General features: G+C 59.4%; 9 protein-coding genes. 1 reads left to right on the top strand and 8 read right to left on the bottom strand.

The annotated features are described in order from the left end of the window. Positions 1 to 126 precede the first annotated feature (126 nt). The 6 genes from IEW09_RS14860 to IEW09_RS14835 form a co-directional block, all read right to left on the bottom strand. Positions 127 to 837 carry an RES family NAD+ phosphorylase gene (locus IEW09_RS14860; RefSeq protein WP_188554971.1) on the bottom strand — a complete coding sequence of 237 codons (711 nt, stop codon included), beginning with the start codon at positions 835 to 837 and terminating at the stop codon, positions 127 to 129. Continuing rightward, positions 834 to 1,277, bottom strand: a complete 444-nt coding sequence (locus tag IEW09_RS14855) for an MbcA/ParS/Xre antitoxin family protein (RefSeq protein WP_188554970.1) — start codon at positions 1,275 to 1,277, stop codon at positions 834 to 836. The genes IEW09_RS14860 and IEW09_RS14855 overlap by 4 nt, the downstream gene beginning before the upstream one ends. A 57-nt stretch (positions 1,278 to 1,334) precedes the next feature. Then, positions 1,335 to 3,512 (bottom strand): PP2C family protein-serine/threonine phosphatase, encoded by a 2,178-nt coding sequence (locus tag IEW09_RS14850; protein WP_188554969.1) that lies wholly within the window; start codon positions 3,510 to 3,512, stop codon positions 1,335 to 1,337. A 2-nt stretch (positions 3,513 to 3,514) separates the two neighbouring features. Next, entirely contained in the window at positions 3,515 to 4,471 is a 957-nt protein-coding gene (locus IEW09_RS14845; RefSeq protein ID WP_188554968.1) for a YihY/virulence factor BrkB family protein, read from the bottom strand. Between the two features lie 45 nt (positions 4,472 to 4,516). Continuing rightward, positions 4,517 to 5,689 carry a tRNA epoxyqueuosine(34) reductase QueG gene (queG, locus tag IEW09_RS14840; RefSeq protein ID WP_188554967.1) on the bottom strand — a complete coding sequence of 391 codons (1,173 nt, stop codon included), beginning with the start codon at positions 5,687 to 5,689 and terminating at the stop codon, positions 4,517 to 4,519. 80 nt (positions 5,690 to 5,769) lie between these two features. Next, positions 5,770 to 6,945: an aldose epimerase family protein gene (locus IEW09_RS14835; RefSeq protein ID WP_188554966.1), complete on the bottom strand. Its 1,176-nt coding sequence runs from the start codon at positions 6,943 to 6,945 to the stop codon at positions 5,770 to 5,772. 712 nt (positions 6,946 to 7,657) lie between these two features. Between IEW09_RS14835 and IEW09_RS14830 the strand changes: the two genes are divergently transcribed. Next, entirely contained in the window at positions 7,658 to 11,065 is a 3,408-nt protein-coding gene (locus IEW09_RS14830; RefSeq protein WP_188554965.1) for a TonB-dependent receptor, read from the top strand. On the opposite strand, the gene IEW09_RS14825 is transcribed toward IEW09_RS14830, so the two are convergent. Continuing rightward, on the bottom strand, positions 11,049 to 12,410 hold the full coding sequence (locus IEW09_RS14825) for an APC family permease (RefSeq protein WP_188554964.1): 1,362 nt from the start codon (positions 12,408 to 12,410) through the stop codon (positions 11,049 to 11,051). The two genes, IEW09_RS14830 and IEW09_RS14825, sit on opposite strands and share 17 nt — an antisense overlap. A gap of 122 nt (positions 12,411 to 12,532) precedes the next feature. Then, the gene (gene bshC, locus IEW09_RS14820; RefSeq protein ID WP_188554963.1) at positions 12,533 to 14,146 is read right to left on the bottom strand and encodes a bacillithiol biosynthesis cysteine-adding enzyme BshC; all 1,614 of its coding nucleotides are present in this window, start codon (positions 14,144 to 14,146) and stop codon (positions 12,533 to 12,535) included. Between the last annotated feature and the right edge of the window lie 93 nt (positions 14,147 to 14,239).

Raw genomic sequence — 14,239 nt, 5'->3', positions numbered from 1 at the left:
ACGTTGAAACCATTCCTGAAAGCAGCTCCCGCCTCTTCGCTGATGCTCAATCCCAAGGGTTTACATCATCACCAAAGCCGCAATTGAAATTCTGCCATCCGCGCGCACAAAACTCAGTCGCACCAATTATGCAGTGCGGACTTCACGAACATCGCTCGGCGAAAAATCTCTTCCGGCCAACAGCCGCAGCTCGAGACGAGCGCCCTGACGCACGTTATAGACCAGCGTCGGCCTGAAGCAGACCAGGCAACTGCCGCCCTTCTTTCTTACACTCGGATAGATGATCCCATTCGACTGTTGCACCAGCAACACTGCGGCAAGTTGTTGCGAGTCGGCGTAACACTCCGGAATCGGGCCCGCCTTCAAAAACCTTTTATACTGCGGCTTCGGCGCTCGCAGGTCCTGCATTCGCGCCGTAAAATCGGCGAGATAGTCGTCGAACGTCGACACCTCTTCCTCTCGCCAATCGACCTCTTCCAACTGCCTCAGCTTATGAAACACAACTTCCGCAATCGAGGTCTCCCTCTCCACACCGCAGTACCATGCGCCGCGCTCGCTATTATTGAAGCGCCCACCCATCGGCCCTGCATGCGTAAACGCAGCATTGACAATATGCGCATAGCCGACGCCGTAGACCAGCTCATGAACACTGATACCAGGCAACAATCCCTCTTCCCCTAAAAGACGGCCGTTCGTCGCGCCGTCTAACTCCATCAGATCGCTGAGAACACTCTCATCGTCAGTCAGCCGCGATAGCACAGTGCCGCTCTCGCTATACTTCGACGGAATAAGACGATGCGTATCGGCAAGCTCAACATCGACGGCTGCCGGAATCATTGCCCACCACGGCGAGCGTCGAGCAGTTGACGCACATGCAGCATTCCCGGTTGGCCGCGCTGGATGATGTAAGCCAAAGGTGTCATCCCCCGAAACATCGAGTTGCTGTTTGGCAGCCTCATCCACGCATCTGCCAGCGACTTGCTGTACAAAATATTCAACGCCTTGAATATTCCCAGCAGAAGCGAGATGCGCGTCAGAACATCCTGATCCAGCGTTCGGTGCTTCGGCTCTTTCTTAAATCCGTAGTACGAGCCGGTGGAGAGCCCGCCCAACAGTTGCCGCGCATCCGCATCTTTAATCTCCCACTTCTCCATGATGCGCAGAAAGCCCTTAATCGCGGCAGGGCTGAGACGCTCTCGCGTCTGAACATGGGAGAGGTCTGGAGAAACATCGAATGCGTATCCGGCAATCTGCGGAATGACAAGAGCTGCCGCCATAGCCATCCTCCAATACTGAATACTTATTTCATCATATTTGATAAATCAAAGCAACGCTTAAGTCTGCCGAGCCAGCACCAGCGTGATGTCGTCCGGCTGCTCTTCTGCCCCGATCCACGCGTCCAGCGCCTGCATGACCTTAGTCGAAATCACGTGCAGCGGCTCGTCGCGATAGCGCCTCACCACATCCATCAGGCGCGCTTCTCCAAACTCTCCAAAGTCGTTCTCCGGCTCGGTCACGCCGTCCGAATACGCCACCATAATGTCGCCGGGCTGCATCTGGAAACGATCTTCCTCATAGTGCATTCCATCCATCAACCCGACAACAGTACCGCCCTGGTCCAGCCTGCGAATAGCGCCATCGCGCCCCAGCACCAGCGGCGGCAGTTGTCCCGCGTTCGAATACGTCAGCATGGACGAAGCAGCATCATAGTGCGCGAGGAACAATGTGGCATACTTCTCCGGCTGTGTACTCCGATAGAGGTGCCGATTCAGCAATGAAAGAATCCGCCCCGGCGACTCGAACAACTCATCGCAGTCACCTCCGCGCTCTTCTCTGCTCGCCATCAGCCCCGCAAGGCTCGTCTCGCTGTATACCAGTTCCTCGCTGGCAAAACGATACGCTCGCACAGCCGAATGCAGGGTCGCCATCAGCAGCGCCGCCGAGATCCCCTTGCCGCTGATATCGCCAATCGCGATGCCTACTCCCGTCTCCCGCCGCGAGGGCACACCTTCATTCGCCTCTTGGTGAAAGACGAGGAAGTCGTAGTAATCTCCGCTCACCGAGCGCGCCGGACGACAGACCCCATGCAGTTCCAGGCTGGCAAGGTTCGAGACATGGTGCGGAAACAGGTTCGCCTGCACCTCCTGCGCAATCGAGATCTCGTTCTGCAGCCGCTCCTTCTCCTTCTGTTCCTCCAGCAGCCTCTGCAACGATCCGGTCATCGTGTTGAATGACCGGCTCAACTCCGCAAGCTGGTCAGTCCGGTTCACGCCAATCCGGTGGCTCAGCTCTCCACGGTCGACCGCATGCGTTGCCTCATACAGATCGGCGACAGAGGCTGTAATCGTCCGGCTCAGGCGAATCGCCATATAGAGAGCCAACGACTCAATCAGCGCAAAGACGATACACAGCACAATCAACCCATCGCGATATCCGCTCGTCAGCACGCCATTCAGCGACGCTCCAAAGAGCCGCCGATACAGCAGCGTTGGCCGCGAATCAACTTCGATCAGAATGCTGTCGCGGTCACCCGAACCCCAATCCGTAATCGATGTGGTCGATAAGAAACGCACCCGAATGTCCATAAGGCTGACAGCAGGCGGCTCCGTGCCGCCCGCAACCCCGGTTACGTTCTTCGACCGCCGCCCCGAAGTCATCACCAGTGAAGCCGGCCTCTTCTCTTCGGCTGCCGCCTCTCGCCGTTCTGCGGCAAGGTTCCCCAGCCTCTCGGGAAATAGCACGGCACGCCCCAACCCATCGGCGATCAGGTTCATCAACCCGTTGTCCACCGGCATGCTGCTCACCAGGCTGAACATCCGCCCGTCCCCCAACTTTCGCTGATGAACCACGACCAGATAAAGCTCTCCCCCATCCAGCACCAGGTTCTGGAAGTCCCCACCCTTCAGCTCCGATGCCCACGGCGGTAGCCCCAGCGGTGTCTTCTCATCGATCGGGTCCAGCGCAATCGGTGCTCCGTTGATATATGCCTTCGTCGCCGGATGCAGGCTCATTCCTGCCATATCCAGCCGGTTGACCACACTGTCCTGCTCTTCGATCTCCTCCGCCGACGGCTTCCCGCCGAGTACCTGGACGATCACATCAGCGCGATGCGCATTGGCTCCGTCCATCTGGTTCAGCTCCGCCTGCAATCGCGAGTCCACCAGATGAATGGCAAACTGCCCCGCAGCAATATAAGCCGAAACCAGCACCAGGGTCACCACCAGCACCACCGGCGCCAGTCCTATTAATAGATAGGTGATTACCAGCTTATTGCGCAGGCTCCACAGCATACGGCGGCGCACCGTCTGCAAAATCAGCGGAACCGCAACCGACACCAGGGCGATCCCAACGAAGATCTCGATTACGTTGAAGAACGTTCCCCAACCGCCCGGCAGCAGACGCAACAGCAGCAGCGCGCAAAACCAGATGGCCAGCCAAAACGCGGCTCCGGCCAATCCGGTTGGCGGCTTTTTGATCCATTTCTGCAACCGAGATCCCAAAGCGTCCTGCATCGCTACTTCTCTCCTCGTGCCTCTTGCCGGGCAAGCCACAGCGTATAACGAGTTGCCGAAAAATGCGCGCCCACCAAAAGCAGCAGCCCGGACAGAAAGGCCCACATCATCAGCCCGACCGAAATATAAAACGGCCCGTATACCGACTGAAAGTCCAACCACGGCAGCGCCCGCATATAAAGATACTTCGCGAGCTCCCACAGCAGTCCAGTCACAATCGCCGTCGGCAAAACCGCCCGTGCCGGAATCTTGCGGTTAGGCAGTATCCAATAGATCAGAAAGAACAGCAGAATGCTCGCAATTCCGGCACAAATCTTCATAAAGCTGAACGTGAAGAAATTAAACATCGCGTTCTGCGTATGTCCGAAAAAAAGCCACGTCAAAATGGTCCTCTGTGTCGCCGTAAACGCCACCGACAGCATCGCCAGCACACCCACTCCAAACGCCAGGCAGGCGGAGGTCATCTGGTTCCGCAGGTAGCTCCGGTTCTGCTTCACCCCCCAGACATTGTTCAGCGCCACTTCCAACGGCAGAAACACGCCGGTCGAGGTAATCAGCAACATCACCAGCGAAAACACCTCTGTCCGTTTATGCGGATGCGCCAACAGCTGCATATTACGCATCACAAACTCCTGCCCCGTCGGCAGAAAGCTCTTCATCATCGCATCGACGACCGTCTCCATCGACCGTGAGTGGAAGACCACGCGCGACACCGTCAGCAACAACACGATAAACGGAAACAGCGACAGGATCGCATTGGCCGCCACACTGAAGGCATAGGTATGCACCTCGGTTTGCGTCAGATAGCGAAACAGCGCAACCATTTGGGGCCAAAAGCCGCTTTTGGCCACCACCGGCCGCACCTCTTCGATCGGCTTCGGCGGCAGATCCGGCTTTGCCTGCTGGATCGCTTCAGGCAGCTCAGGCGGAACGGTCTTTTCGGGAACACTAGGAGTCATAGCAAAGTTGCAGCAGCGGAAAAATACCCGTACCTGCATTCGATGCTAGCAGAGCGCAGCGGCAGCTTTCCTCTCCTCCTCCAGCCTGCGCAGCCGTCCAAGCGCCCACCGCGCGCTCTCTGCCAGCACCTCGTCCTCGCCCGTGCTCCACTGCTCCAGTTGCGGCACAAACCGCATCTCGCCGCTGTTGCCCATCGCAATCGCCACATTCCGATGCAGCCGCTTCTTCCGCGTTCGCTCCACAGGAGAGCCCTTGAACCACAGCCGAAACTCCGCCGCATCCATCCCTGCCAGCCACTCCAGCGCCGGATTCACCATCTCCCTCCGCGTCAGCATCCCCTCCCTTGTCGCCACAGGAGACCTTCTGTTCCACGGGCAGACATCCTGGCAGATATCGCAGCCAAAGACCTGCCTCCCCATCGCCTCGCGCAGCTCCTCCGCAATCGCTCCCTTCTTCTCGATCGTCAGATACGCGATACAGCGCGAAGCATCCATCTCCCGCGGCTTTACCAATGCGTCAGTAGGGCAGGCATCGATACACCGCGTACAACTTCCGCACCTGTCCGCAGCGATCTGCAACTCTTCGTCATCACCCACCTCCAGCGAAGTCACAATCACTCCCAGCAGCAGCCACGAACCCAACCCCTGATTCAGGACACAGGCATTCTTCCCGATCCACCCCACCCCGGCCTTTGCCGCCGCCGCCCGCTCCACCAGTGGTCCCGTATCGACGTAGCACTTCGTCTCGCACGCATACCTCTCGTGCAACGCCTCCTCTACCCGGCGCAGCCTGCCCAGCATCTCGTCGTGATAATCAGAAGGAGCAAGCTCGCCCTCACCCTCGACTGCTCGCCCGCTCCAGGCATAACGGGCGATCCACCCCGTTCCCTCTTTTGCAGGAGCAATTGAAAGCGGCCCATCTCCGTTGTAATTCACCGCACAGACGATAACCGACCTGGCCCACGGCATCGCCACCTCAACGCCGCTGCGCAGTAACACTCCCTGCTCATTCCTGCGCTTTAGATACTCCATCTCTCCGGCACGACCCGCATCCACCCACCCCTCGAAGCGTCGAGCGTCGACTCGGCCAACCTCGCTCTCCGTCCCGTAGACAGGCGCAACCCCAGCCGTATCGAAACCAGCTTCGACCGCCCGTAGCCGAATCCACTCCTGCCACTCGCCCGTCCACAAACCAGCCACACTGCCCTCGCAAGACATCTGTCATTACAGTCTCGCAAAGCACAGCAAGGCAAGCCATCCACCAAGGGACAACTTGAAAGCAATGCCGGAGATTCTCTCTACGCCGTGCCCAGAAACGCGGCGGCCCCACGCACGCCGACACGTACACGCTCTCCCTGGTGAATCAACACAATCTCGTCTGCCTCGACGCGCACATCCTCGACCTCCCGCCACCCATGCGGAACCTCGACAACAAACATCATCCACGGAGCCCTCAGCGTCTCATGCGCTCCGATTCTGCGCGAGGTAGGACTTCCAAACAGAGGGCCGCGCGCGTCCACCGCCTCCTTACCCAGCGGCAGCGGCGTCGTGCCGAACTCCATGCCGCGCGCCTCTACGCGTCCCAGCCACGGCGCAGCATCGCGCGCATGGTTCTCCTCCCACAGTGTCACCCAGGGAAAATCCTCGACGCGAAAGACATACCCAACCGCCAATCCAACCTCTGCCTGGCAGAGCGCAACAAAGCCATGCTTCCGCCCGGCATCCTGCTGCGTCGCTGCCACAAACCCAGCGCCCCGCCGCCCAAAGAGCTCGCGCAGATCGACACGTTCGCCATCAGCGCCCGGAGCATAAGGCCATATAAACTCCGTATCGCGCGCCAACAGATTGCGTCCGTCATAGTCCTGCGGCAAGGTCACGCCCTTGTGCACCGACGCGGTTGCTCGTCCATTCCCGGCAGCAAACAGAGGAGTGCCAAATGTCGAATGCTGCACCCAGTGCAAATCGCGCTCCGCAGTGCGGAGATTCGTCACCTGCTCCTCGACGCGCAACACGCTCTCCCCAGCCGCTATGACGAACCGCCGCTCCACTCGCAACCCGGCCACAGGCAGTTCCACGCTGCCGTTCGCCTCGTTCTCCTGCTCGCTGGTGAATGCCCACGTGGCCGTCGGCGCCTCGCCGTGCAACGACACTCCCGCCGCCGCGTCCGCTTGACTGGCCGGACCAAATCCATCCAAACAGAGCACGTGCCCCGTGTATGACGCCAGATAACTTCCCGCCTCTTCGTCCGCAAACTCCGTCGCGATGGCCGCATGCTCTGCCGATCCCGGATCGGCCGTCTTCCACGGAGCCTCCCATAGCGTATTCTGCTCTCCGGCAAAAGCCCAGCGGGCTAGATGCCCGCCTCCCGGCAGCAAGGTCAACTCCACCAAACCATTCGTCAGCGTTACAGCCACGCGCTCATCCCAGTTCGCGGTCGAGGACGCAACACTTTGAAGTCTATTTTTCTCACTCATAGATCGAACATTCCCAAAACACTCTCCAAATCCCACACCACCCCTGGGACCAGTATTCCAATATCTGCCAACAACCTGCATTCCTGCCCTCGACCCTCCCGGATCGTCACGATCCGAAAAAGCCTCAGCTTCATCACAACACCCTGACCGCATACTGGCAACCCGGCCACGCAGTCTCAACCCATCAGCCGCGCTCATTCAGAGCCGCAAAGAAATAATTCCTACTCCATAGATAGGCTCCATCGCCGCTCCACCCCGCCCAATCGGCAAGCAAGAATAGAGAACCAGCCCAGACCCTCCTATCCCTCAAAGGGGGGATAACAGTTCTCCGCAAAAGCAACGATGCTGAATATCTGCGGCCCTTGTTCTCATAGCGATATACATTCCCTTCGGAATTACCTTAGAGTTCATACTGATATGGATAACCTTTGTCTTAATGCTGTTACTTAGTACGCATCGAAATAGAGATCGTTCCATACTCTGATGAAGCCAGATCGATGAGTCGCTCCTTTTAGGATGGCTTATCTATATTTCATCAGGTTGGCTCGTCTTTATTTCATATCGATCAAAAGCGACCAGACCATCGCGCTCTCAACCGGCTTGCCTGTCTGTGGAACACGCCCGTCGCGGCTTTCATGGCCGCGTTCAGTCACAGGGCTTCAGGCACGACCTAAGCGAGCAAAAATTTACCCTTCGATTCAGGAGTTTGTTCATGCGTTTAGGAAACCTGTGTGCAGCACTGTTGGCGCTCGTTGCCATGGCTGGAGTTGGATTCGCCCAGACCGGCAGCGTCACCGGCCAGGTCTTCGATCCCGCCGGAGCGCTCGTGCAGAACGCGACGGTCACAGCGACCTCCAGCTCGATAGGACTTACCCGTACCGCCACGACGACATCGGCCGGCCTCTACAACTTCGCTGCCCTGCCCCCGTCGGTCTACACCGTCTCTGTAATCGCACCGGGCTTCCAGCGTCTCACACGCCGAAACGTCATCCTTAATATTGCTGCAACGCTTCCTCTCAACTTCACCTTGTCGGTCGCAAGCGCGTCCACCTCGATAGACGTGCAGGACGCCAGTGCAGCTCCCGTCGAAACCGACAGCTTCCAGCTCTCCACGGTCGTCGATGCAAAGCAGATTAACAGCCTGCCTCTTGTTCTGCGCGACCCCTACCAGCTGGTTCTTCTGGCACCCGGTGTTGTCACCGCCAAAAACAATATAGGCGGCTTCTCCGTCAACGGTCAGCGCGACCGCAACAACAACTTCATGCTCGACGGCGCCGACAACAACGACACCTCCGTCCCCGGCGGCCAGGGCGGCCTCTCAATGGCAAATCCCGACTCTACACAGGAGTTCCGCGTCATCACCAACAACTTCGACGCCGAGTTCGGACGCAACACCGGGGCCATCATCGACGTATTGACCCGCGGCGGCAGCAACGCATTTCATGGCAGCGTCTACGAGTTCGGACGCTACAGCGCACTCGGCGCGCGCGACTTCTTTAACAAGAAGCAGAATGGCCGGCAAGACCCCTACGTTCGCAATGACTTCGGTGCTTCCATCGGCGGCCCCATCTGGAAAGACCGCACCTTCTTCTTCCTCAACGGCGAGGTCCAGCGCTTCCGCACCACACTCACCTCGTCGCAGACCACGCCGACTGCGGCCTTTAGAACAGGCAAGTTCGTCTACACCGATCCCATCGGCGGCAGCCAAACGCCGGTCGATCTTACCGCCAATCCGCTTACAAATCCCAACAATCTCTCCGGCCTCCCCCAGAACCCGCTCGTAGCAAAGATCCTCAATCTCGCTCCCGTCGGACAGGCCGATAACGGCGACGGCGTCAGCACGACTTACTTCTTCCCTTCACCGGATAATTTGAACTCCTACAACCTGACCGGGCGTTTCGACCAACGTCTGACCGACAAGCATCAACTGACCGTACGTTATATCTACGGCCACGCAGCCGAGAGCAACCCGCTCCACGACGAAGTCCTGCCCGGCTACGGCAACATCAGCAACATCACCACCACCCATAACGGTGTCGTCTCCATCGCCTCTTCGTTCTCGGTCCACGCCGCCAACGTCGTCCGCGCGGGCTATAACCTTAATAACACCGGCGACTTCTGCAACCACGCAGCCATCGATGCTCTCACCGGCACCGACAGCTTCGGCAATGGCCGCGACATCAACATCCCGTACTTCTTCATCTTCGGCTGCTCCGCCCTCGGCGACAGCAACGCGCAGGCGCGGCTTAGCTCAACCATCCTCTTCGCTGACACCTTCACCTACACTCGCGGCGCACATTCCATCAAATTCGGCGGCGAGTACCACAGCGTCAAAGACAGCAACTTCGACAACTTCAGCTCACGCAACGTTCTCATGCTCGATAACTTCACCATCTTCGGTTATCCCTCCTACAGTTTCTACGGCAGTCACTCCTCACCCAGCGTGCGCGGCTTCGAAGACCTTATCTGGGGCGCGCAGGGGGCCGTCGCCTACTCCTCCGAGAGCCAGTTCTTCACTCGCGCCGGTGTGCGCCGCGCCAACGACCTCTCCCGCTTCCGTCAGCATGAGGGCGCAGTCTTCGCGCAAGACACATGGAAGGTAAATTCGAAGTTAACCGCCATCCTCGGACTCCGCTACGCCTTCAACGGCGTGCCCTATGAGAAGGACGGCGACCTCGCCAACTTCTACGGCGACGCCTCCGCCGCGCTTCCTGCCGTCGGCTACTTCACCTTCACCTCCGTCGGTCCTGGCACAGGACGCCAGCTCTACGCCAACAACTCCGGCCTGGTCGAACCTCGCGTCGGCTTCGCCTACGACCTCAACGGCGACGGCAGGACCGCCATCCGCGGCGGCTTCGGCATCTTCCACGACCGCGTCTTCGACAATCTCTTCGGCAGCGCCAAATCGAACCCGCCCTATCAGGCGCAGGTCAACGACTACCCCTTTGACGGCTCTCCCGACACACCCACTGTGTCCGGCTTTCCCTTCCCCGGTGAACTCACCCCATCCCCCAACATCACCAACGGGCAACTTCTTAGAGCGCCCGTTGTGATCGATCCCCACCTCAAGATGCCGACCAGCCAGAGCTACAACCTCGGCATCCAGCATCAACTTCGCGGCAGCCTCGCGCTCGAAGTGAACTACGTCGGCAGCCACACCACGCACGCTCTTCGCGCACTCGACGGTGCACCGCCCCAGCCCAACCTCGTTCAAGCAGCTATCGCTGCAGGTGTCCGCCCGGATGCACTTACCTTCAACGCGCTCTACACCGGCGGCACCGATGCCAATGGGACCACCTTCGCCCCAATGGTCAACAACACCGCCTTCTATCACGAGGCCTTCGAGACCTCCATCGCCAGCGGCAACTACAACGCGCTGCAAGCCCGGCTCTCCGGTCAGATCGGACGCCTCACCCTCATCGGCAGCTACACCTGGTCGCACTCCCTCGATAACGGGAGCGACCCCATCAAACCCGGCGCAGGCGACTCCTTCTTTCCGCGCAACAGTTTTAACCTCGGCCCCGAGTATGGCAACTCCGACTTCGACATTCGCAACCGCGGCACCGTCGCTGCCACCTACGCTCTGCCCATCGGCATCGGCACCGCGCACCTGAGCAGCGGCCTGTTAGGTCACCTCTTCGAAGGCATCGAGATCTCCGGCATTCAACAAGCGCAGAGCGGCCTTCCCTTCGATCTTCGCGGCACCACCGACAGCCTCCACACCGACGCCGCCGACCGGCCACAACTCATCGGAGCACCCTATCCCTCGCATCGCGGAACCATCGTCGCCGCTGGCAAGATCACCGGCCCCGCCGCTTCGGCCTTTACCAACGAACCCTACGGCGAGACTCTTTCCATCCATCGCAACAAATTCTACGGCCCCGGCTTCATCAACACCGATGCCGTCTTTCAAAAGACCCAGACGCTGCATGAGCAGGTCAAGCTCGTCTTCCGCGCCGAGAGCTACAACGTCTTCAACCACCCCAATCTCGCCTCGCCACCGGCATCTTCATTGACCATCTCGTCGCCAACCTTCGGAGTCTCGCAATCGCAGCTAGGCCAGAACGACGGTACCACCGGAGCCCGGCAGATTCAGGCCGCGCTCAAGGTAGTCTTCTAGTCCTCTGCCGCAATCGCGCAAGAACATACAGCGGCAGCCCGCAAGCTGCGATCAACATGGAAAACGCGAAGGCAGACATGCCCGCGACCCTCTCCATGCGCGATGCATAGAGTGCATACACCATCAGCGCCGCCGGACTAAGTCCCAGCAGCACAGCCACCCAATCCGGCCCCGGAATCCTGAATGGCCGCAACAGCAGAGGCTCGCGGTAGCGCAGCACGATCAGCGCGACAAACTCCAGAATCATCGACAGTCCGTACAGAACCAGGTCGATCGTGATGAGCCTCTCGAAGCTGAAGCCCAACGCCAGCGCCCAGCAAAAGCCGCACACCAGCACCGCAACCCACGGCGTGCCATTCTTCAGCCGCTTCGTAAACACCTTCGGCAGAAATCCATCCTCCGCCAGCGCATGTGGCAATCGCGTGTACGACAGCGTGAGATTGCTGAACGTCCCAACATCATCCAGCGAGCCGGCAAGCACCACCGTAAACGCCAGCGCCGGGCCGCCGAGAATATGCGCAGCGTCGACCCATGCCCCGGTCGAAAAGCGGCCCGACGGAATTCCCGCCCACGCAATCGCGGCAATAGGAATGATGTAGGTGAGCATCACCATCACCGTGGCCATCAGAATCACGCGCGGATAATTTCTCTGCGGATCCTCTACCTCGTTGGCAATCGTCGTCGCGTTGTCCCATCCCATGTAGTTCCACATCGCCACAAGAATCGCGGTGGAGTAATCGGCATGCACAGGAGGCGCCATCGAAGCATGACCGCCAAACGGTCCGGTCACGCCGCGCAAACCGATATAGACCGCAATCACGATCAGGACCAGATAGGGCGAGATCGAAAGAACCCAAAGCTTCAACGAGCCCTCTCCCACCGAGGTCGCGCCCCGCAGATTCCACAGGACAGAGAAGCCCACCACGCCCAGCTCCAGCGCCATTCCGCGATGCCCACTCGTCAGCGAAGGAGCAATGCGCGCGAGATACAGCACAAACGTCGTCGGATAGATCGCCATGTCGAAGACCGAGGCTGCAAGCGAGAGCCACGCCTCCTGAAATCCCCAGAACGGCCCCATCGCGCGGCGCACCCAGGCGTAAAATCCACCCTCTTCAGGCACCGCCGCCGCCAACTCCCCCAGCATCAGCGCCGTCGGAAAACTCCAAAGAAAAGGCAGCAGCCCCAGCAACAGCAGCGCATGACCATACCCGGCAAAGCCGATAATGTCTTCAAGATCGTACGGTCCACCCGAGACCATGAAATAGGTCGCCGCAAGCAGAGGAAGCAACCGAAGTTTGCGCATCCCCGGCTTCGAGACAGATATTAAGGATGCGCTCTCGTTCATCACTCCGACTTTATCGCAGAACCACCCAGACTCCAGCTACAAACCTACGTCATCTCGACGGAGCCCGAAGGGCGCAGCGGAAAGACTCCTACATTTGGCCATTGCCTGTTTTACGCAACCACCTACAGCCGAATCACTACATGCCCCGGACAAAGATTGGCCGCAGCCTCCACCAGCCGCTCCACCACTCCTTCTCCATGCCGCGCCACAAACAAAATCCCGGCCACCAGCCGCTCCTGCGGATGCCCATCCGGAAAGACATTCAGCGTAATCGCCGCCGCATGTTTCTTCAGACTGGCCTCTTTCTGCAACTCGAACGCCGCCGCCATCCGCCGCAGCCGGTTCATCTGGTAGCGCATCTTCGAGCCTGAGACCTCGGCCGTCCGGCCCAGCGACTCATCCATGCCGCCCATGTACTCCACCGCCGCCGTCAACGCAGCGTCCAAAGCATTGCCCGCCGCAGCCAACCGCCGCTTCTCTTCAATCGGCATCGCCCGCGCACCCAGTCGCAGCGCCAGTTCGTCAGCAGTCACCATCGCATCCGGCAACTGAACCTCGTGCGTGGCCATCACCGTCGCAACCGCAGGCTCCAGCAGCGTCGCACTCAATCGCGGCAGCACCGGAGTTATCCTGCCCAGAATCGCCTCATACAAAACCGCGCTCTGCGCAAAGTAGGCAATCTCCGAAGGCCCACCGATATAAGCTGCTGTCGGCAAGATCGTGTCCTGAAAGACAGGCCGCAGCAGCGCATTCGGACTCAACCGCTCGGGTGCGCTCTCGAGAATCGCAATCAACTCCTCAGACGAATAAGCCTTGCCGCCAGCCTTCCACCCACCCTCGGGCGTGCGCCGCAGAGCCATCCGCTCGCCCGTTGTTTCATCTACCATAAACAGCAGACTGCCACCCGCCGCGACCAGCACCTGAGCATGAAACCCAGCCTTCACCAACTCTTCACTGCGAGCGATCAGCGCCGTCTGCAACTCCTCGGCATGTTCAATCGCATACTGCAGCGTGCTCGCGCCCAACGCATGAAACTCCCGCGAGGCAGCATCCATCACAACTAATCCCTGCGGCGCAAACAACCGCGCCATTAGCCGCGCAAACGCTCCGCCCAGCGTCTGTTCCGGCGTATAACACTCCTTCAACATCTCCCACGCCGGAGAAAACTCCAGCAACTCACCCGCCTGCTCCAGCACCTGGTCGATCTCGCTGCCCAGCGCGATTCCGCCAACCTCAACCGCGGCCTTCGTCTTCAAGCCTGCCCGCAGCGTCTCCACCGTGGTCTTGGTCAGCAACGAGACCTGATCGACCTCGGCCAGATCATGATCTTCAGTCGCCAACCAGAAGACCGGCACATGCTCTACGCCCGAGGTCCGCGTAGCATCCTTGGCTCGGGCCACTGCTGTAGCAGCTTTTAATAAAGTTAGCAGCGGCCCACCAAACAGGCCCACCTGCTGCCCGGTGACCACTGCACGAGCACCGCCACGCAGCTTCTCTATATTCGCCATCGCCGCCGGGCCTGCACCAAAGGCAGCATTCTGTTGTGCCAGCGCATCTGCCAGACCGTCGGCATTTACACTCGGACGATCGGCGCGCATCCACTTGCCGGCAAAAGGCTCGTCTCCATACCAGCGGCGCACAGCCGAATCCGCAGAACTGTCGCCCATGCCCAGGTAGCCGCGATATAACTGCGACACGTGCGGCAAAATCGTTATCGGGTAACACTCAGTGCTCATTGCAGCCACAATCCTCGAACCGGCAGTCCACTACGGGCTGGCCCAAAGCTTGCGGCCACTATCCACCTTACTATCTTCATCGAACTAACGGTT

Origin of the sequence: Edaphobacter dinghuensis (assembly GCF_014640335.1) — a bacterium.
Taxonomy (GTDB): Bacteria; Acidobacteriota; Terriglobia; order Terriglobales; family Acidobacteriaceae; genus Edaphobacter; species Edaphobacter dinghuensis.
This window is presented reverse-complemented; position numbering and strand designations above follow the sequence as displayed.

Excerpts from the sequence above, each read along its gene's own strand:
- IEW09_RS14860 (WP_188554971.1), bottom strand. The coding sequence starts at position 837 with ATGATTCCGGCAGCCGTCGATGTTGAGCTTGCCGATACGCATCGTCTT.
- IEW09_RS14855 (WP_188554970.1), bottom strand. The coding sequence starts at position 1,277 with ATGGCGGCAGCTCTTGTCATTCCGCAGATTGCCGGATACGCATTCGAT.
- IEW09_RS14850 (WP_188554969.1), bottom strand. The coding sequence starts at position 3,512 with ATGCAGGACGCTTTGGGATCTCGGTTGCAGAAATGGATCAAAAAGCCG.
- IEW09_RS14845 (WP_188554968.1), bottom strand. The coding sequence starts at position 4,471 with ATGACTCCTAGTGTTCCCGAAAAGACCGTTCCGCCTGAGCTGCCTGAA.
- queG (WP_188554967.1), bottom strand. The coding sequence starts at position 5,689 with ATGTCTTGCGAGGGCAGTGTGGCTGGTTTGTGGACGGGCGAGTGGCAG.
- IEW09_RS14835 (WP_188554966.1), bottom strand. The coding sequence starts at position 6,945 with ATGAGTGAGAAAAATAGACTTCAAAGTGTTGCGTCCTCGACCGCGAAC.
- IEW09_RS14830 (WP_188554965.1), top strand. The coding sequence starts at position 7,658 with ATGCGTTTAGGAAACCTGTGTGCAGCACTGTTGGCGCTCGTTGCCATG.
- IEW09_RS14825 (WP_188554964.1), bottom strand. The coding sequence starts at position 12,410 with ATGAACGAGAGCGCATCCTTAATATCTGTCTCGAAGCCGGGGATGCGC.
- bshC (WP_188554963.1), bottom strand. The coding sequence starts at position 14,146 with ATGAGCACTGAGTGTTACCCGATAACGATTTTGCCGCACGTGTCGCAG.